General features: G+C 69.7%; 17 protein-coding genes and 2 tRNA genes. 6 read left to right on the forward strand and 13 right to left on the reverse strand.

Annotated features, from left to right (window positions below; all coding sequences use genetic code 11):
- Positions 1-22: 22 nt before the first annotated feature.
- Entirely contained in the window at positions 23-2,644 is a 2,622-nt protein-coding gene (locus tag E6U81_RS38620; RefSeq protein WP_136234665.1) for a valine--tRNA ligase, read from the reverse strand.
- Positions 2,645-2,771: 127 nt separating this feature from the next.
- Here E6U81_RS38620 and E6U81_RS38625 point away from each other — a divergent pair, with 127 nt between their 5' ends.
- Complete coding sequence (locus E6U81_RS38625; protein WP_136234666.1) at positions 2,772-3,713, forward strand: hypothetical protein; 942 nt, start codon at positions 2,772-2,774, stop codon at positions 3,711-3,713.
- A gap of 135 nt (positions 3,714-3,848) precedes the next feature.
- Positions 3,849-4,136: a hypothetical protein gene (locus E6U81_RS38630; protein WP_136234667.1), complete on the forward strand. Its 288-nt coding sequence runs from the start codon at positions 3,849-3,851 to the stop codon at positions 4,134-4,136.
- Between the two features lie 66 nt (positions 4,137-4,202).
- Here E6U81_RS38630 and clpX read toward each other — a convergent pair whose 3' ends face one another.
- The 5 genes from clpX to E6U81_RS38655 all read right to left on the reverse strand — a co-directional run bounded on the left by clpX (position 4,203) and on the right by E6U81_RS38655 (position 8,912).
- Positions 4,203-5,489 carry an ATP-dependent Clp protease ATP-binding subunit ClpX gene (clpX, locus tag E6U81_RS38635; RefSeq protein WP_030840753.1) on the reverse strand — a complete coding sequence of 429 codons (1,287 nt, stop codon included), beginning with the start codon at positions 5,487-5,489 and terminating at the stop codon, positions 4,203-4,205.
- A 153-nt stretch (positions 5,490-5,642) separates the two neighbouring features.
- The gene (locus tag E6U81_RS38640; RefSeq protein WP_136234668.1) at positions 5,643-6,317 is read right to left on the reverse strand and encodes an ATP-dependent Clp protease proteolytic subunit; all 675 of its coding nucleotides are present in this window, start codon (positions 6,315-6,317) and stop codon (positions 5,643-5,645) included.
- Between the two features lie 55 nt (positions 6,318-6,372).
- On the reverse strand, positions 6,373-6,990 hold the full coding sequence (locus E6U81_RS38645) for an ATP-dependent Clp protease proteolytic subunit (protein WP_030649990.1): 618 nt from the start codon (positions 6,988-6,990) through the stop codon (positions 6,373-6,375).
- Positions 6,991-7,288: 298 nt separating this feature from the next.
- Entirely contained in the window at positions 7,289-8,683 is a 1,395-nt protein-coding gene (gene tig / locus E6U81_RS38650) for a trigger factor (protein ID WP_136234669.1), read from the reverse strand.
- 152 nt (positions 8,684-8,835) lie between these two features.
- Positions 8,836-8,912, reverse strand: a tRNA-Pro gene (locus E6U81_RS38655).
- 168 nt (positions 8,913-9,080) lie between these two features.
- Between E6U81_RS38655 and E6U81_RS38660 the strand changes: the two genes are divergently transcribed.
- Both E6U81_RS38660 and E6U81_RS38665 read left to right on the forward strand, forming a co-directional pair.
- Positions 9,081-9,151: transfer RNA gene (locus E6U81_RS38660), tRNA-Gly, on the forward strand.
- Between the two features lie 94 nt (positions 9,152-9,245).
- Positions 9,246-9,461 carry a hypothetical protein gene (locus E6U81_RS38665; RefSeq protein WP_136234670.1) on the forward strand — a complete coding sequence of 72 codons (216 nt, stop codon included), beginning with the start codon at positions 9,246-9,248 and terminating at the stop codon, positions 9,459-9,461.
- Positions 9,462-9,719: 258 nt separating this feature from the next.
- Here the strand turns inward: E6U81_RS38665 and E6U81_RS38670 are convergent, their stop codons facing one another.
- From E6U81_RS38670 to E6U81_RS38695, 6 genes are all read right to left on the reverse strand, one after another.
- Complete coding sequence (locus E6U81_RS38670) at positions 9,720-9,914, reverse strand: membrane protein (protein WP_030026959.1); 195 nt, start codon at positions 9,912-9,914, stop codon at positions 9,720-9,722.
- Between the two features lie 155 nt (positions 9,915-10,069).
- Positions 10,070-10,525, reverse strand: a complete 456-nt coding sequence (locus E6U81_RS38675) for an HD domain-containing protein (RefSeq protein ID WP_136234671.1) — start codon at positions 10,523-10,525, stop codon at positions 10,070-10,072.
- Entirely contained in the window at positions 10,522-11,910 is a 1,389-nt protein-coding gene (locus E6U81_RS38680; RefSeq protein WP_136234672.1) for a pyridoxal-dependent decarboxylase, read from the reverse strand. Before E6U81_RS38680 ends, E6U81_RS38675 begins: the two co-directional genes overlap by 4 nt.
- Before the next feature lie 260 nt (positions 11,911-12,170).
- Positions 12,171-13,313, reverse strand: a complete 1,143-nt coding sequence (locus E6U81_RS38685) for a PP2C family protein-serine/threonine phosphatase (RefSeq protein ID WP_136234673.1) — start codon at positions 13,311-13,313, stop codon at positions 12,171-12,173.
- A gap of 209 nt (positions 13,314-13,522) precedes the next feature.
- Positions 13,523-14,329 carry a DNA-formamidopyrimidine glycosylase family protein gene (locus tag E6U81_RS38690; RefSeq protein WP_136234674.1) on the reverse strand — a complete coding sequence of 269 codons (807 nt, stop codon included), beginning with the start codon at positions 14,327-14,329 and terminating at the stop codon, positions 13,523-13,525.
- Between the two features lie 70 nt (positions 14,330-14,399).
- The gene (locus tag E6U81_RS38695) at positions 14,400-14,885 is read right to left on the reverse strand and encodes a ribose-5-phosphate isomerase (RefSeq protein WP_030650089.1); all 486 of its coding nucleotides are present in this window, start codon (positions 14,883-14,885) and stop codon (positions 14,400-14,402) included.
- Between the two features lie 219 nt (positions 14,886-15,104).
- Between E6U81_RS38695 and E6U81_RS38700 the strand changes: the two genes are divergently transcribed.
- Entirely contained in the window at positions 15,105-16,541 is a 1,437-nt protein-coding gene (locus tag E6U81_RS38700) for an amino acid permease (RefSeq protein WP_136234675.1), read from the forward strand.
- A gap of 87 nt (positions 16,542-16,628) precedes the next feature.
- Here the strand turns inward: E6U81_RS38700 and E6U81_RS38705 are convergent, their stop codons facing one another.
- Positions 16,629-17,213 (reverse strand): biotin transporter BioY, encoded by a 585-nt coding sequence (locus E6U81_RS38705; protein ID WP_136234676.1) that lies wholly within the window; start codon positions 17,211-17,213, stop codon positions 16,629-16,631.
- A 284-nt stretch (positions 17,214-17,497) separates the two neighbouring features.
- On the opposite strand from E6U81_RS38705, the gene E6U81_RS38710 reads away from it, so the two are divergent.
- The gene (locus E6U81_RS38710; protein WP_136234677.1) at positions 17,498-18,904 is read left to right on the forward strand and encodes an amino acid permease; all 1,407 of its coding nucleotides are present in this window, start codon (positions 17,498-17,500) and stop codon (positions 18,902-18,904) included.
- Positions 18,905-18,934: the final 30 nt, after the last annotated feature.

Raw genomic sequence — 18,934 nt, forward strand, 5'->3', positions numbered from 1 at the left:
GCCTTCGCCGTCGTACGAGGGGCTACGCCGCGGGCAGCGTCTCCAGCTGGGCCTGGATCCGGGCGATGTCCGCCTCGGCCTTGGCCAGCCGGCCCTTGATCTTGTCCACGACGTTGTCGGGGGCCTTGGCCAGGAAGGCCTCGTTCCCGAGCTTCGCCTCGGCCTGCTGCTTCTCCTTCTCGGCGGCACCGAGGTCCTTGGTGAGGCGCTTGCGCTCGGCGTCCACGTCGATGGTGCCCGACAGGTCGAGCGCGACCGTGGCGCCGGCGACCGGGAGGGTCGCGGTGGCGCTGAAGGACTCGCCCTCGGGCTGCAGCCGCAGCACCTGGCGGATGGCGGCCTCGTGGGCGGCCAGCACCGTGCCGGTCAGGTCCAGGCGGGCCGGGACCTTCTGCTTGTCGTCGAGGCCCTGCTCCTTGCGGAAGCGGCGGACCTCCTTGGTGAGCGTCTGGATGCTGCCGATCTCGGCCTCGGCGGCGTCGTCGCGGAAAGCGCTGTCCTTGGGCCAGTCGGCGACGACCAGCGACTCGCGCCCGGTGAGGGTGGTCCACAGGGTCTCGGTGACGAACGGGACCACCGGGTGCAGCAGGCGCAGCATGACGTCGAGGACCTCGCCGAGGACCCGCGCGGAGACCTTGGCCTGCTCGCCGCCCGCGAAGAAGGTCGTCTTCGACAGCTCGACGTACCAGTCGAAGACCTCGTCCCACGCGAAGTGGTAGAGCGCCTCGCTGAGCTTCGAGAACTGGAAGTCCTCGTAGTACGCGTCGACCTGCGCGATCGTCTTGTTCAGCCGGGAGAGGATCCAGCGGTCGGTGGCCGACAGCTGCTCGGCCGGCGGCAGCTCGCCCTCGATCGTGGCGCCGTTCATCAGCGCGAAGCGCGTGGCGTTCCAGATCTTGTTGGCGAACTTGCTGGACGCCTGGACCCAGTCCTCGCCGATCGGGACGTCGGTGCCGGGGTTGGCTCCCTTGGCCAGGGTGAACCGGACGGCGTCCGAGCCGTACTTGTCCATCCAGTCGAGCGGGTCGACGACGTTGCCCGCGGACTTCGACATCTTCTTGCCGCGCTCGTCGCGGACCAGGCCGGTCAGCGCGATCGTCTTGAACGGCGCCTGGCCGTCCATGGCGTACAGGCCGAACATCATCATCCGGGCGACCCAGAAGAAGATGATGTCGTGGCCGGTGAGCAGGACGTCGGTGGAGTAGAACTTCTCCAGGTCCGGGGTCTTCTCCGGCCAGCCGAGCGTGGAGAACGGCCACAGTCCGGAGGAGAACCAGGTGTCCAGGACGTCGGTGTCCTGGGTCCAGCCCTCGCCCGTCGGCGCCTCGTCGTCGGGTCCGACGCAGAGGACCTCGCCGGCCGGGCCGTACCAGATCGGGATGCGGTGGCCCCACCAGAGCTGGCGCGAGATGCACCAGTCGTTGAGGTTGTCGACCCAGTCGAAGTAGCGCTTCTCCATCTCCACCGGGTGGATCGCGACGCGGCCGTCGCGGACCGCGTCACCGGCGTTCTTGGCGAGGGTCTCGACCTTGACCCACCACTGGAGGGACAGGCGCGGCTCGACGGTGGTGCTGCAGCGCGAGCAGTGCCCGACGGAGTGCAGGTACGGGCGCTTCTCCGCGACGATCCGGCCCTGCTCCCGCAGCGCGCCGACGACCGCGGAACGGGCCTCGTAGCGGTCCAGGCCGAGGAACGGGCCGTGGACGGTGATGACACCGCGCTCATCCATGATCGTCATGTTGGGCAGGTTGTGGCGCTGCCCGATGGCGAAGTCGTTCGGGTCGTGCGCCGGGGTCACCTTGACGCAGCCGGTGCCGAACTCGGGGTCGACGTGCGTGTCCGCGACGACCGGGATGGTCCGGTCGGTCAGCGGCAGCTTGATCTGCTTGCCGACGAGGTGCTTGTAGCGCTCGTCGTCCGGGTGGACGGCGACGGCGGTGTCACCGAGCATCGTCTCGGCGCGGGTGGTGGCGACGACGAGGGTGTCCTCGCCCTCCCCGTACCGGATGGAGACGAGCTCGCCCGCGTCCTCCTGGTACTCCACCTCGATGTCGGAGATGGCCGTCAGACAGCGGGGGCACCAGTTGATGATGCGCTCGGCGCGGTAGATCAGGCCGTCGTCGTAGAGCTTCTTGAAGATGGTCTGGACGGCCTTGGACAGGCCCTCGTCCATGGTGAAGCGCTCGCGGGACCAGTCGACGCCGTCACCGAGGCGGCGCATCTGGCCGAGGATCTTGCCGCCGTACTCCTCCTTCCACTGCCAGACGCGCTCGACGAACGCCTCGCGGCCCAGGTCGTGGCGGGACTTGCCCTCCTCGGCGAGCTGCTGCTCGACCTTGTTCTGGGTGGCGATGCCGGCGTGGTCCATGCCGGGAAGCCACAGCGACTCGTAGCCCTGCATCCGCTTGCGGCGGGTCAGGGCGTCCATGAGCGTGTGCTGGAAGGCGTGCCCCAGGTGCAGGGAGCCGGTGACGTTCGGCGGCGGGATGACGATGGTGTACGGCGGCTTCTCGCTCGCGGGATCGGCCGTGAAGTACCCACGCTCTACCCAGCGCTCGTAGAGCTTCCCCTCTACATCGGCCGGCGTGTAGGCGGTCGGCAGTTCGGAGTGGGGGCTGCTGGGTGTCTGCGTGTTCTCGGTCACGGGGCTCAGTTTAGGGCCGTAACAGTCCAGTCATGAAACCGGTTAGGGAGGGGCCCGGCGCCCTGCCGGGCTTCGGCTTCAGACAGGATGTGAGGAACACATAAGCAACCTCAGAGGGGGACGCGGGATGAGCTACAACCAGCCGGGGCCTTACGGACAGCAGCCTCAGCAGCCGGGACCGTACGGGCAGCAGCCCCCGCCGCCGCCCGGCCCGTACGGCCAGCCCGCGCAGCCGGGCCCGTACGGCCAGCCCGCGCCCCCGCAGCCGGGCTACGGCTACCCGCAGCAGCCGGGCGTCCCCCCTCAGGGCTACCCCCAGCAGCCGCCGGCCCCGCCCTACGGCCAGCCGCAGCAGGCCCCGTACGGCGGCCAGCCCCCGAAGAAGTCCAAGGCCGGCGTGATCATCGCGGCGGTCGTGGCGGTGGCGGTCATCGCGGGCGGTGGCTGGTACCTCCTGGGCGGCGGCGCGGGTTCGGTGGGCTCCGACACCAAGGGCTACAAGCTCGCCTACCCCGCCTCGCTCGACAGCTACCAGAAGGCGCCGGACACCACCGGCGCTCCCTCGACGGACACCCCGGTCACCGGCGAGGGGAAGACCAAAGCCGAGGCGCTCGGCGTGCAGAACGCGCACAACGCGACCGCCAAGTACCAGATCGGCACGGACGGCAAGGGCAAGCAGCTCGCGGCCAACGGCCTGTGGGGCGACATTGCCGACCCGGAGAAGGCGGTCGACGGCTACTACGCCGGCATCGGCCAGAACAACAAGGAGACCGAGAAGCTCGGCTTCAAGTACGAACTGGTCGGCACCCCGAAGGAATTCACTCCGGACGGGTTCAAGGGCGCCGTGATGAAGTGCGCCAACATCAAGATGATCAGCACCAAGCCCACTACGGGCAAGACGCCCAAGGACATGGAAATCCCCTCGTGCGCCTGGGGAGACCACTCGACCCTGGTCGGCATCAACGCCGCCGATCCCGCCGCCCTCGTACTCGGCGGCAGCAGCGGCACCCTCGACGAGGTGGCGGCACTGGCGGCGAAGCTCTACAACACCAGCCGCACCAAGGCCTGACCCGACGGCGTCACCGCCGGGCGGCGCATGCGAATGACCGCCGGCGAAAAGCGAGTTGGCCTCTTAAATGATCTTGTGATCCAATCACGCCTGACCGGACTCTCCTGCTCATCCCTGGAGAAAACCATGGCAAGCGTGAAGACCAAGCGTTTCGTCGCATCCCTGCTCCTGACGGCGGCCGCCGTCGCCGTCCCGGTGGCCGCCGCCGCGCCCGCTTCTGCGGCGGGACGCGACTGCATGAACACGGCCAAGGCCCTGGGCTACATCGCCGGCCCCAAGGTCGCCGGCGCCTGCGGCTTCCCGGCCATCGAAGCCACCTTCTCCAAGCCGTGGAAGAGCCCCAACGACGGCTGCATGAAGCACCTGGAGAGGGCCGGCATCAGCAACTGGAACCACCGCTTCGGCATTTGCCTCCAGGCCTGACGCTCAGCCGCCTTACGCAGAAGGGGCGCCCCGTTCGGGGCGCCCCTTCTGCGTACTGCCGTGCGGCTAGGCCGACTTCTCGTGCGGGCCCTGGTCCTTCGGGACGATGCGCGGGACCAGCGTCGGGTTGACGTTGGAGCGGACCACGTCCGCCGTGATGACCACGCGGGCCACGTCCTTGCGGGACGGGACCTCGTACATCACCGACATCAGGACCTCCTCCATGATGGCGCGCAGGCCGCGCGCGCCCGTCTGGCGGAGGATCGCCTGGTCCGCGATGGCCTCCAGCGCCTCGCGCTCGAAGTCCAGCTCGACACCGTCGAGTTCGAACAGCCGCTGGTACTGCTTCACCAGCGCGTTGCGCGGCTCGATGAGGATCTGGAGCAGGGCCTCGCGGTCCAGGTTGTGGACCGAGGTGATGACGGGCAGACGGCCGATGAACTCGGGGATCATCCCGAACTTCACCAGGTCCTCCGGCATGACCTCCTGGAACTGGTCGCTGGCCTCGATCTCGCGCTTGGAGCGGATCGTCGCCCCGAAACCGATGCCCTTGGCACCCGCGCGCGACTCGATGATCTTCTCCAGGCCGGCGAAGGCGCCGCCCACGATGAAGAGCACGTTCGTCGTGTCGATCTGGATGAACTCCTGGTGCGGGTGCTTGCGGCCGCCCTGCGGGGGCACCGACGCCGTCGTGCCCTCCAGGATCTTCAGCAGGGCCTGCTGCACGCCTTCGCCGCTCACGTCGCGCGTGATCGACGGGTTCTCGCTCTTGCGGGCGACCTTGTCGATCTCGTCGATGTAGATGATCCCGGTCTCGGCCTTCTTGACGTCGTAGTCGGCGGCCTGGATCAGCTTGAGCAGGATGTTCTCGACGTCCTCGCCGACGTAGCCGGCCTCCGTCAGCGCCGTCGCGTCGGCGATGGCGAACGGGACGTTCAGCATGCGGGCCAGGGTCTGCGCCAGCAGCGTCTTGCCGGAGCCCGTGGGGCCCAGCAGCAGGATGTTGGACTTCGCGAGCTCGATCGCGTCCTCGCGGCCCTGCGCGCCGCCGTTCTCGCCGGCCTGGACCCGCTTGTAGTGGTTGTAGACCGCTACCGAGAGCGCCTTCTTCGCCGGTTCCTGGCCGACGACGTAGCTCTCCAGGAACTCGTAGATCTCACGGGGCTTGGGGAGTTCCTCCCACCGGACCTCGGAGGTCTCCGCGAGCTCCTCTTCGATGATCTCGTTGCAGAGGTCGATGCACTCGTCGCAGATGTACACACCGGGTCCTGCGATGAGCTTCTTCACCTGCTTCTGGCTCTTTCCGCAGAACGAGCACTTGAGCAGATCGCCGCCGTCACCGATGCGTGCCACGAGGTGCTTCCCCTTCGCCTGGGAGACGCCTGGTTCAGCGCTCCTGGTGCCTCATATCCGACGGTACCTTGCCGGGGGCCCCGTGCGGGGCCCCCTTGACGTGGTTCACATCCCCGAATCCGGTGGTGTGCCCGCGCCAACTGGCGGCAAGGGTCAGAGCTTGTTGCTCTTGCGGGTGGAGATGATCTGGTCGATCAGGCCGTACGCCAGGGCGTCCTCGGCCGTCAGGATCTTGTCGCGCTCGATGTCGTCGCGGATCTTCTCGATCGGCGTCGTCGAGTGCTTGGCCAGCATGGTCTCCAGCTGGTCGCGCATGCGCAGGATCTCGTTGGCCGCGATCTCCAGGTCGGAGAGCTGCTCACGGCCGGTGCCGCCGGAGGGCTGGTGGATCAGCACGCGGGCGTTCGGCAGGGCCATGCGCTTGCCGGGGGTACCCGCGGCGAGCAGGACCGCGGCGGCGGAGGCCGCCTGGCCCATGCAGACCGTCTGGATGTCCGGCTTCACGAACTGCATCGTGTCGTAGATCGCCGTCAGCGCGGTGAAGGAGCCGCCGGGGCTGTTGATGTAGATGGAGATGTCGCGGTCCGGGTCCATCGACTCCAGGCACAGCAGCTGCGCCATGACGTCGTTGGCGGACGCGTCGTCGATCTGCACACCGAGGAAGATCACGCGCTCCTCGAAGAGCTTCGCGTACGGGTCGTACTCGCGCACGCCCTGCGAGGTGCGCTCGACGAAGCGCGGGATGACGTAGCGGTTGTCCACCTGCGGGCCGGTGTAGAGGCCGTTGGCGCTGGCGGAGAAGTTGTTCTGCATCTGGGTGTTCACCATCCTGGTGGCGTTCTGCGGGCTGTCGGCTGCTGGGTACTGACGGCGGGTCCCGGGATCAGGCCCCGGTGCCGCCGCCGCCCGGAACGTTGGACGCTGCCGAGATGATCTCGTCGATGAGGCCGTACTCCTTGGCCTCCTCGGAGGTGAACCAGCGGTCGCGGTCACCGTCGCGGATGATCGCCTCGACGGTCTGGCCCGAGTGGAACGCGGTGATCTCGGCCATCCGCTGCTTGGTGCGCAGCAGGTACTGGGCCTGGATCTTGATGTCCGACGCAGTGCCGCCGATGCCGGCGGAGCCCTGGTGCATCAGGATGTCGGTGTTCGGCAGGGCGAAGCGCTTGCCCTTGGCGCCACCGGTGAGCAGGAACTGGCCCATCGAGGCCGCCATGCCCATACCGATGGTGACGACGTCGTTCGGGATGTACTGCATGGTGTCGTAGACGGCCATACCGGCCGTCACGGAGCCACCGGGGCTGTTGATGTAGAGGTAGATGTCCTTCTCCGGCTCGGCGGCCAGGAGGAGGAGCTGCGCGGTGATCTTGTTGGCGATGTCGTCGTCGACCTGCTGGCCGAGGAAGATGATGCGCTCGCCGAGCAGCCGGTTGTAGACATGGTCGCCGAGGCCGCCACCGATGGACGGCTCACCCGCGGCGTAAGGCTTCAGATTCGTCACGTATCCACCTGCTCGTCTCCGACGGCCATGTGCCGTCTCAGCGTCTCGTTCTGGGGCACGGTCCAGCCGGAGCGGACGAGTCCGCCGGCGCCCGGGTACTCACGTGCCCTCGTATTCATGGACCCTAACGCGCAGGTCGGACAACGCCATCCCGCTTCCCGAACTGTTCGCTCGGAGCGCAAGCTCCGGAAGCCCTGCGGAGGCCTTGCCGCGGCCTTGCTGCGGCTGTGCAGAAGGGCCCGGACGCGAGTGCGTCCGGGCCCTTCCGGCCACTGCTCAGCGGGCTTCGCCCGGGGTGTTACTTGGCCTCGTCGGCCTTGACCTCGTCGTCGCCGTCAACGGCGGCCTCGACGGTCTCGGCGGCCGTCTCGACCTCGTCCTCGTCGTCGGACAGGTCCACGACGTCACCGTTGGTGTCGACGACCTTGGCGGCCTCGACGACGACCGCGAGGGCCTTGCCGCGGGCGACCTCGCCGACCAGCATCGGGACCTGGCCACCCTCGACGACGGCCTGGGCGAACTGGTCGGGGGACATGCCGGAGGACTGGGCACGGCGCATGAGGTGCTCGGTGAGCTCCTCCTGGTTGACGCCCAGCTTCTCCTTGTTGACCAGGGCGTCCAGGACGAACTGGGTCTTGATGCCCTTGATCGCCTGGTCCTTGGTCTCGGCGTCGAACTCCTCGACGGTCTTGCCCTGGAACTCCAGGTACTTCGCCAGGTCGAGGCCCATCTGGCCGAGCTGGTGGTGCTCCAGGTTGTGCTTGCGGGTGTTGACCTCGTCCTCGAGCAGCTTCTCGGGGATCGGCACCTCGACGAGCTCCAGCAGCTTCTCCAGGACGCGCTCCTGGGCCTGCGTGGCCTGGTCGTACTGCTTCATGTTCTCGAGGCGCTTGCGGCTGTCCGCCTTGAGGTCCTCAAGGGTGTCGAACTCGCTGGCCATCTGGGCGAACTCGTCGTCCAGCTCCGGGAGCTCCTTGGCGGAGACCTTGGTGACCTTGACGGAGACCTCGGCGTCCTTGCCCTCGGCGGAGCCGCCCTTCAGCTGCGAGGTGAAGGTGGCCTCGCCGCCGGCCTCGAGGCCCGTGACGGCCTCGTCGATGCCCTCGAGCAGCTCGCCCGAGCCGATGGTGTAGGAGACGTCGGAGGCGACGCCGTCGGGCAGCACCTCGCCGTCGACCTTGGCCTCGAGGTCGATGGTGACGACGTCACCCTCGGCGGCGGCGCGCTCGACGTCCTTGGTGGACGCGAAACGGCCGCGCAGCTGCTCGACGGACTTCTCGACGTCCTCGTCGGAGACCTCGATGGCGTCGACCTCGACCTCGATGCCGGAGTAGTCCGGGATCTCGATCTCGGGACGCACGTCGACCTCGGCGGTGAAGGCCAGCAGCTCGCCGTCCTTCAGCTCGGTGATGTCGACCTCGGGCTGGCCCAGCGGGTTCAGGTCGGCCTCGTTGACGGCCTCGGTGTAGAACTTCGGGAGGGCGTCGTTGACGGCCTCCTCCAGCACCGCACCGCGGCCGAAGCGCTGGTCGATGACCCGGGCCGGGATCTTGCCCTTGCGGAAGCCCTTCACCGTGACCTGCTGGTTGATCTTCTTGTACGCCGCGTCGAGGCTGTCCTTGAGCTCCTCGAAGGGCACCTCAACAGTGAGCCGAACCCGCGTCGGGTTCAGGGTCTCAACGGCGCTCTTCACGGTTCGGTCTCCTTGTGGCTGACTGCTGGGGGATCTGCCGTCTCGCTGCGATTCAGCGGTTCAGCGGACTTCGGCCCGGTACATCAGACACACGGGCACGCAGCTTGCATAGTAGCCGCAAGCGGCAATCAGCCCACAACGCGATCTTGCGGTGGTCGGGGTGGCCGGATTCGAACCGACGACCTTCCGCTCCCAAAGCGGACGCGCTACCAAGCTGCGCCACACCCCGTCGGTGCGACACGTAGGGTACATGCCCGGAGACCCTCTGATGCGCGGTGTTTCCAGAGCCATTTCGGACAGGCCTCGGCGCGGGCACGGAATGTGGTGTGCGATCCGCCGGAACGACCCGCTAGGATGCTGTCCGTGCCAGGGTCCCCGGACCTGCGGCGCACGCACTGCGGGCGTAGCTCAATGGTAGAGCCCTAGTCTTCCAAACTAGCTACGCGGGTTCGATTCCCGTCGCCCGCTCTGAAGAACGAAGGGCCAGGTCAGAGGACGTTTCCTCCACCTGGCCCTTCGTCGTTCCCGGTCACGTTCCCTCGGCCGGAGAGCCGCCGGGCCCGTGTGGGCGGAGAAGCGCGACGGGTCGGCCCTCCAGGAGTTCCTGAAGGAGATCGGCTGTGACGGCGTCGACGCGGTCCTGGTGACCAGGCAGGTCGCCGGATGCAGCCTCGGCGAGGCCCAGGAGATGTTCTTCACCGCGCGCTGCCGGGTTGAAGCGCTTGCCGTCCACAATGGGCTCGTGCAGAGCTTGGAGCGCTCCCAAAGCGACGTCTGACCCACCGAGGGACCTGCCTCTTCGTACGGACCGAAGGTGCGCGCTCGTGGTGAGGGCGAGGGGGCTCCCACGGCTCCGGGGGTGCTGACGATCAACGCCGCGCTCGCCCGTACCGGGGGCGGTGGGCCCTGCGGCCGACCGGTACCCGCCGACGCCCGCCGGTGGGACGACTGGGCGAGCCCGTGTCCGCAGCCCTGCTCGGCGTGTCGGGGCCGAGCGGGTGCTGCCGGGAGGTCAATGACGCCATGGCGCCGGGCCTCAGAGCTTGATGTTCGCGATCATCGTCGCGAGGGAGTTGAGGAAACGGTTCACGTCGTCCGCGATCGAGCTGGACGCGAGGAAGAAGCCGAAGAGGGCCGCGACGATCGCGGGGCCCGTCTTGATGTGGTTGCCGCGGATCAGCACCACCAGGATGACCCCCAACAGAACCACCACTGACAGCGAAATGGCCACTTCTGATCACACCTTCGGTCGTCCCCTGGTCGGCCGGGGGCGCACGGCCAAGAATGCCCCCACATGGACCATCCTCCCACCAACGGGCCGGAGTCATACGCCCCGTGACGAAAGGCCACTGTTCCGTTTTCGCCAACCCCCTTGGGCGAGGGGGCTCAGGGGGCGGTAAGACCCAGGAGGGAACGGACATAGGCGTACTTCGCGGACAGTCGGTCGCGGGTCGGTCCGTCCAGGACGGAGAGGCGTGCGGGGTCGGCGTTGTGCGCGAGGTCGGCCTCCTTGACGAGGAGGGCGCCCGGGGTGGCCAGGATGCGGGCCGCGTAACTCTCGACCGGCTCGCCGGGGCGCTTGGTGACGGCGAGGACCATGTCCTTGACGGACTGCGGGAGAGCGGCGGAATCCAGCCAGGTGAGGCTGAGCGCCTCGTCCTCGATCGCGTCGTGCAGCCAGGCCGCCGCCTGCTGTTCGGGGGTGCCGCCGCGCACGCGCACGCCTTCGGCGACGGCCGCGAGGTGCTCGGCGTACGGCCTGCCGGACTTGTCGGTCTGGCCCTCGTGCGCACCGCGCGCCAGGGCCTCGACCTCCAGGAGGGTCAGGGGGCTGCTCGTCATGCGATCTCCCTCGCTGCCGTGCGCAGGGCCCGGGCGGCCCTGCGGACATCTGCCTGCGTCGTACGCCAGTTGGAGAACGCGGCGCGCAGCCCTGCGGTTCCCTCGTGGACGGTCGGGGTGACGAACACCTCGGCGGACACCGCCTCGCGCAGGGCCGTCAGCCGGGCCGGATCGGGGTCGTCGGCGAGGGTGAAGCAGACGACGTTGAGGCGGACCGGGGCGAGGAGGGAGAAGGCGGGGGCCTCCTCCAGTGCGGCGCCGAGGGCCCTGGCGCCGGCGATGTTGCGCTCGACGATCTCGCGGTGGCCCTGGCGGCCGTAGGCGCGCAGCGTGAACCAGGCGGCGAGGGCGCGCAGCCGGTGGGAGTTCTCCGGGGTGAGGTGGACGAGGTCGGGGTGTTCGCCGAGGGGGCCGAGGTAGGCGGCGGCGTTCTGGAAGACGCGGGCCTGCAGGTCGCGTCGGCGGGTGAACTGGACGGCGCTGTCGTAGGGGACGTTGAGCCACTTGTGCAGGTCTACGCAGACGGAGTCGGAGGCGTCGAGGCCGGCGGCGAGGTGGGCGTGGTCCGGGGAGAGCGCGGCGAAGGCGCCGAAGGCGGCGTCGGTGTGCAGCCAGAAGTCGTGTCGCCGGCGCAGGGCGGCGACGGCGGGGAGATCGTCGAAGTCGACGGTGTTGACGGTGCCCGCGTTGGCGACGACCACCGCCGGGCCGGGGGTGTCGGACAGCGCCCGGTCGAGGGCCGCGGGGTCGACGGCCTCGCGGCCGGGCAGGGTGGGGACGCGTACGAGGGAGCTGCGGCCGAGGCCGAGGAAGGAGAGGGCCTTGGCGATGGAGGAGTGCGGGGCGCCGGAGAGGACGCGGACCGGACCGAGGGCCGCGGCGCCGTCCTCGGCCGGGGACACGCCGAGACGCTCGCCGAGCCATTCGCGGGCGATGGCGAGGCCCGTGGTGTTGGACATGGTGGCGCCGCTGACGAAGGTGCCGGTGTGGGCGTCGGAGAGGCCGAAGAGCTCGCGCAGCCAGCCCACGGTCTCGCGTTCGAGGTCCTGGCCGGCGCCGTCCATCGAGGAGTTGGAGTTCTGGTCGTGGGCGGCGGTGAGCCAGTCTCCGGCGAGCGCCGCGGGGGTGGCCCCGCCGGTGACGAAGCCGAGGTAGCGGGGGCCGGCGGAGGCCGACAGCCGCGGCTCCCAGCGTTCGCGGAACGCGGTGAGGGCGCTCTGTGTGCCGCTTCCCTGCTCGGGGAGCGGTTCGGGGTCCCGGGGCTTCGGGGCGGACGGTACGACGGCGCGCTCGTCCAGGGTGGCGAGCGCTTCGGCGGCGGCGCGGCGGGTGGCGTCGAGCAGGTCGGGGAGCCGGGCGAGGTCTGCGGCGAGCGTGCGGTCCATGGGGGCACGGTAGGGCTCGCACGCGCCGGCGCGGGCGTGCCAATCGGGGGCGAGTGGCCCGGTCGGCCCGCCCGGACCACCCGTACCGGTCGGGAACCGCTCCGGCCGCGGCGCCGTGGGCTCGGCGGACACCGTCGCCGTCCTGGCACGGAGCGGCCCGGAGTGCGCGGGCCGGGAAGAGCCCCTTCCCGGCAACGGCCCCTTCCCGGCGACGGCCCCTCCCCGGTCTCGGCCCCTCCCCGGTCATGGCCGCACCCCGGTCAGGGGGAGCGGCGGATGAGGAGCAGGGCGCGGTCGTCGTTGACGTCCTTGGCGACCTTCTCGATCAGGTGCCAGGCCGCGCCCTCCCAGCCGGCGGAGACGTAGCGGTCGGCTTCGCCGGTGAGGCGGTCGATGCCCTCGCTGATCTCGCGGTCGGCGGTCTCGACGAGGCCGTCGGTGAAGAGCATCAGGACGTCGCCGCGGCGGAGGTTGCCGCGGGCGGGGGTGAACTCGGCGCCGTCGTAGACGCCGAGGAGCGGGCCCTCGCCGGACTTCTCCTGCCAGCGGCCGGTGCCGGCGCAGAGCTGGAGGGCGGGGAGATGGCCGGCCGAGAGGAGTTCGTAGTCGCCGGTGTCCAGGTCCAGGACGAGGTGGATGGAGGTGGCGAAGCCCTCGTCCCAGTCCTGGCGCAGCAGGTAGCCGTTGGCGGCGGGCAGGAAGCCGTGCGGCGGCAGGGCGCCGAGCAGCCCGCCGAAGGCGCCGGACAGCAGCAGGGCCCGGGAGCCGGCCTCCATGCCCTTGCCGGAGACGTCGGTCAGGACGATTTCCAGGGTCCGGCCGCCGTTGGTGCGGGCCGCGACGACGAAGTCGCCGGAGAAGGACTGGCCGCCGGCGGGGCGCAGGGCCATCTCGCGGTGCCAGCCGCGCGGCAGGGCGGGCAGCTTGCTCTGTACGCGGATGCGTTCGCGCAGGTCGAAGAGCATGGTGCCGCCGCGCCGCCAGGGCACGCCGACGCGGCTGCGGAACTGCGCGATGACGAGTCCGAAGAATCCGCAGGCGGCGACGACGAGCACGGTGCCGGGGGTGACGCGCGCCGGACCCTGGGTATAAGGCCCGAGCACGAGTGCCTCGACGATCAGTGCGGCCGCGGAGGCGGCGTACAGGGCGAGGAGGCTGGCGGGGCGCAGCAGGAGGCCGCCGGCGACGATCGGCAGGACGAGCGCCGCCGGCGAGAACCAGACGGGCATCATCAGCGTGCCGAAGGCTATGGCGGGGACGGTGAGCAGCAGCCCGATGAAGGCGAGCCAGTCGGAGGCGTCTCCGCGGAAGTAGTCGACTGCGGATTTGCGCAGGGCGGTGCGGCCCCGGTGCGAGCGCATGCGCATCCGGGCCAGAAGGGTCTCCACACGTGGTCCGGCCATTGCTTCGGGACCTTATCCATCCCGGCTGTGAATGCGCAGGGGTACCCCCGCACCGGGGGCCGAGGGCTGCCCGAAAACACCTGGGGCGTCACGGATTGCCCCGGCGGGGATGGCCGCATGGCTCTGGGGATGCGCGTATTGCAGCCATTGCCGGGCGATGGGCGGGATGTCCGGTACGGCCGCCCGAACGGCTGTACGTCGGTGGAGTCCTAGTTCTGCTGGCAGGTGGGGCACCAGAAGAGGTTGCGGGCGGCGAGGCCGGCGGTGCGGATCTCGCCCCCGCAGATGTGGCAGGGCATGTTCGCCCTCCGGTAGACGTACACCTCGCCGCCGTGGTCGTCCACCCGCGGCGGACGGCCCATCGCCTCGGGGAGGTGCTCGTCGCGGACGGTGTCGATGCGGTTGTCGCGCACGCCCTGGCGCATCAGGGCGGCCAGGTCCTCCCACATGGCGTCCCATTCGGCGCGGGTGAGGTCCTTGCCCAGGCGGTACGGGTCGATGCCGTGCCGGAAGAGGACCTCGGCGCGGTAGACGTTGCCGACGCCCGCGACGACCTTCTGGTCCATGAGCAGCGCGGCGACGGTGGTGCGGGAGCGGGAGATGCGGGCCCAGGCGCGGTCGGGGTCGTCGGCCGCGCGCAGCGGGTCCGGTCCGAGCCGTTCGTGTATCGCCTTCTTCTCGCCCTCGCCGATCAGCGCGCAGGCCGTGGGTCCGCGCAGGTCGGCGTAGTGCTCCTCGTTCCGCAGGCGCAGCCGGACCGTGTCGGTGGCGGGCGGCGCGGGGGCGGGGCCGAAGCCGAGCTTGCCGAAGAGCCCGAGGTGGATGTGGATCCAGGCGTCGCCCAGTTCGAGGAAGAGGTGCTTGCCGTGCGCCTCCGCGCTCTCCATCGCACGCCCGTCGAGCAGGGCCGCGCTCTCGGCGAAGCGGCCCTGGGGGCTGCTCACGCGGACCGGGCGTGCGGCGAACCGCTCGGTGTGGTCCTGGGCGAGGCGGTGGATCGTATGCCCCTCGGGCACGGCGGACTCCTCGGAGGAATGGGAACGGCCGTGCCGCCCCCGGGCGGGGGCGGCACGGCCGGAAGCGGGATCAGCCCTGCGGGTGGTGGGCCGGGATCGGGGGGAGCTCGCCGGTCTGCTCGTAGGCGGAGAGCATGTCGATGCGGCGGGTGTGGCGCTCCTCGTCGGAGTACGGGGTCGCCAGGAAGGCCTCGATGAAGCTGACGGCCTCGTCCTGCGTGTGCATCCGGCCGCCGACGGAGATGACGTTGGCGTTGTTGTGCTCACGGCCGAGCTGGGCGGTCTGGACGCTCCAGGCCAGGATGGCGCGGACGCCCTTGACCTTGTTCGCGGCGATCTGCTCCCCGTTGCCGGAGCCGCCGATCACGATGCCGAGGCTGCCCTCGTCCGCGGCGGTCTTCTCCGCGGCGCGGAGGCAGAACGGCGGGTAGTCGTCCACCGCGTCGTAGATGTGGGGGCCACAGTCGACGGGCTCGTGGCCGTTGTTCTTGAGCCAGTCCACGAGGTGGTTCTTGAGCTCAAAGCCGGCATGGTCGGATCCGAGGTACACGCGCATGTGTCGAGTGTGGCACGAGGAGCCCCGACAGCCCGCAGCGGGTGTCGCGTAAGTCACTTCTAAAGCTCAAGTAAACCCAAAGAACGCAGATGGGACATGGCAGGACGCCGGTCCTGGACGTTCACCCCAACGCAACGATCCGGATTGAGGTCTTCCGTCCTGCGTTCATCTCAGGTTTGAATGCCGGGGCTCGCAACCCGAGAACCTAAGGATCCGTCCATGAGCTCCACGACGACCCTCCAGAAGGAAGGCAACCCCACCGGTAACCCCGGTGATGGCCTGCCTTCCGACGGTCTGAAGGCCGGTCTCAAGAACCGCCACCTGTCCATGATCGCCATTGGCGGCGTCATCGGCGCCGGTCTCTTCGTCGGCTCCGGTGGCGGCATCGCCAAGGCCGGTCCCGCCATCCTGATCTCCTACGCCCTCGTCGGCGCCATGGTGGTCTTCGTGATGCGGATGCTCGGCGAGATGGCGGCCGCCAGCCCGAACTCGGGCTCCTTCTCGGCCTACGCCGATCGCGCGCTCGGCCGCTGGGCCGGATTCTCCATCGGCTGGCTGTACTGGTTCTTCTGGGTCGTCGTCCTCGCGGTCGAGGCCACCGCCGGTGCCGCCATCCTGGAGAACTGGATCCCGGCCGTCCCGCAGTGGGCCTGGGCCCTGATCGTGATGGCGGTGCTGACCGTCACCAACCTCGGCTCGGTCGCCTCCTACGGTGAGTTCGAGTTCTGGTTCGCGGGCATCAAGGTCGTCGCCATCGGCGCCTTCGTGATCATCGGCATGCTGGCCGTCTTCGGCGTCCTGCCCGGCTCCGACAACCCCGGCGCGGGCTTCGCGCACCTGACCGACGCCGGCGGATTCTTCCCCAACGGCTACGGCGCCGTCCTCACCGGTGTACTGATGGTCGTCTTCTCCTTCATGGGCAGCGAGATCGTCACCCTCGCCGCCGGCGAGTCGGAGAACCCCCGCAAGGCCGTCACGCAGGCCACCAACTCCGTGATCTGGCGTATCGGCGTCTTCTACCTCGGCTCGATCTTCGTCGTGCTGACGCTGCTCCCGTGGAACGACAAGTCGATCACCGAGAAGGGCTCGTACGTCGCCGCCCTCGACTCGATCGGCATCGCGAACGCCGGCACGATCATGGAGGTCATCGTCCTGACCGCCGTGCTGTCCTGCCTGAACTCGGGCCTCTACACCGCCTCCCGCATGGCCTTCTCCCTCGGTGAGCGCGGCGACGCCCCCAAGGCGTTCGCCAAGGTCAACGCCAAGGGCGTGCCGGTCGCCGCGATCCTGGGCTCCACGGTCTTCGGCTTCGTCGCCGTCTACTTCAACTACGCGTTCAAGGACACGGTCTTCAACTTCCTCCTGAACTCCTCCGGCGCCATCGCGCTCTTCGTGTGGCTGGTGATCTGCTTCACCCAGCTGAGGATGCGCGGGATCCTGGTCCGCGAGGCCCCGGAGAAGCTGACCGTGAAGATGTGGCTCTTCCCGTGGCTGACCTGGGCCACCGCCGCACTGATCATGTTCGTGATCGGCTACATGTTCGTGGACGACGCGAACCGCGAGGTGGTCACCCTGTCCACCCTCGTCGCCGGCCTGGTCGTGGCCGTCGGTGTGGTCCTGGACCTCCGCCGCAAGCGGGCCGCCGTCCAGGGCTGACCCCCGCAGAAGCCCCGTACGTACGCCGGAGCCCGGCCCGCCTCGTCAGGCGGGCCGGGCTCCGGCCGCTACGGGAGGGCTCCGGCGTCAGCCGCGGCGGCCCACCAGCTTCCAGGCGGCGGGCAGCGCGCCCATCGCGAGGGCCGCCTTGAGGGCGTCGCCGATCAGGAACGGCGTCAGGCCCGCCGCGACGGCGGCGCTCAGGGACATCCCGGTGGCGGCCATCAGGTACGGCACGCCCACCGCGTAGATGACCGCGGAGCCGAGCACCATCGTGCCCGCCGTACGCAGGACCGAGCGGTCGGCACCGCGCCGCGCGAGGGCGCCGGCGACGGTGGCGGCGAGCAGCATGCCGAGCACGTACCCGAAGGAGGCGCCGCCCGCGCCGGAGGTGCCGCCCGCGAACCACGGCACGCCGGCCATGCCGACGAGGGCGTACAGCGCCAGCGAGAGGAAGCCGCGGCGGGCGCCGAAGGCGGTGCCGACGAGCAGCGCGGCGAAGGTCTGGCCCGTGACGGGGACCGGGGAGCCGGGCACCGGCACCGCGATCTGCGCGGCGATCCCGGTCAGGGCGGCGCCGCCGACGACGAGCGCGATGTCGCGCACGCGGCTCGCGGGGAGCAGGTCGGCGAGGACGGTGCCGGGCCGGAGGGAGACGGAAGCAGTGCTCATGAGGGGGCTCCGCGAGGTGGTGAGGGTGGGGACGATCACCGACGTTAGTGCGCGGTCCGGGGCCGCCCCACCGCCGCCCGGAACAAAGCCCCGCTCCCCCCGATGGTGGGGAATGAACAAAGCCCACTCCCCCGGCCGGATCGACGTGATCCTCGTCACGAGCAACATCCGATAACACGTCCGTTTTGCACGGACAGCCGCCGCTCAGCGAGACTGTTGGATCCCGCCAAGCCACAGGCGGGACCCCACCACCGCTGGGCCGAACGAGAGTACGAGCACTCCTCATGCGTGAGCGCCTGCCAGAAACACCTCCCACGACGGGCGACCTGCCCGCGGAACCCCTCAGCCACAGCCTCAAGCAGCGCCACCTGACCATGCTGGGGCTCGGCGGCGTGATCGGCGCCGGCCTCTTCGTCGGTTCCGGTGCCGGTATCGGGATCGCCGGTCCCGCGATCATCTGCTCCTACCTCCTCGCCGGCGTGCTCGCGATGCTGGTGATGCGCGCGCTGGGCGAGATGTCGGCCGCGATGCCCGCCTCCGGTTCGTTCTCCGTCTACGCGGAGCGGGCGCTCGGCCGCTGGGCCGGTTTCTCGGCGGGCTGGCTGTACTGGTTCCTGCTGGTCGTGGTGCTCGCCGTGGAGGCCACCGGTGCCGCGAAGATCGCGAACGGCTGGGTGCCCTCGGTCGACCAGTGGATCTGGGTGCTGCTCTTCATGGTGGTCTTCACCGTGAGCAACCTGGCCGCGGTCAAGAACTTCGGCGAATTCGAGTTCTGGTTCGCCGCCCTCAAGGTCGGCGCGATCGTGCTCTTCCTGATCCTCGGCACCCTCGCGATCTTCGGCGTGCTCCCGGACACGGATCCGGTCGGCATGGCCAACCTCACCGGCCACGGCGGCTTCTTCCCCGCCGGCTTCGGCGGCGTGGTCGCCGGCATGCTCGCCGTCATCTTCGCCTTCGGCGGCCTGGAGGTCGTCACCATCGCGGCCGCCGAGTCCGACGACCCGGCCCGGTCGGTGTCCCGCGCGGTGCGCAGCGCCGTGTGGCGCATCCTCTTCTTCTACGTCGGCTCGATGGTGGTCATCGTGACCCTGCTGCCGTGGGACTCGCTGGAGCCGGGGCAGAGCCCGTACGTCGCCGTCCTGGACTCCATCGGCATCCCGGGAGCCGGCCAGATCATGAACATCGTGGTGTTCGTGGCCCTGCTGTCGGCGCTCAACGCGAACCTGTACGGGTCCTCGCGCATGATCTTCTCGCTGGCCGAGCGCGAGGAGGCGCCGAAGTCGCTGCTGAAGGTCTCGGGCGGCGGCGTGCCGCGCCGGGCCGTGTTCGCGTCGGTGGCCTTCGGCTTCGTCTCGGTGGTGCTCAACCTGCTGTGGCCGGACACGATCTTCCTCTACATGCTCAACGCGGTCGGCGCCGTGCTGCTGTTCGTGTGGGCGCTGATCGCGGTCTCGCAGCTGAAGCTGCGCCGCCGGATCGAGCGGGACATGCCCGAGCGGCTGGTGCTGCCGATGTGGCTGTTCCCGTACGCGACCTGGGCCGCGCTGGCCGGGATGGCGGCGGTCCTGGTCCTGATGCTGTTCGACGACTCCGCGCGCCCGCAGTTGCTGTGGTCCACGGGTGCGGCCCTGCTGGTCCTCGCCGTGGCGGGCGTCCGCGAGCTGCGGGAGCGGCGCGCCCCGAAGCCCTGACCGTCCCACGGCCCCGTTCCCGTGCGAAGG

Origin of the sequence: Streptomyces sp. A0592 (assembly GCF_004795115.1) — a bacterium.
GTDB lineage: Bacteria > Actinomycetota > Actinomycetes > Streptomycetales > Streptomycetaceae > Streptomyces > Streptomyces erythrochromogenes.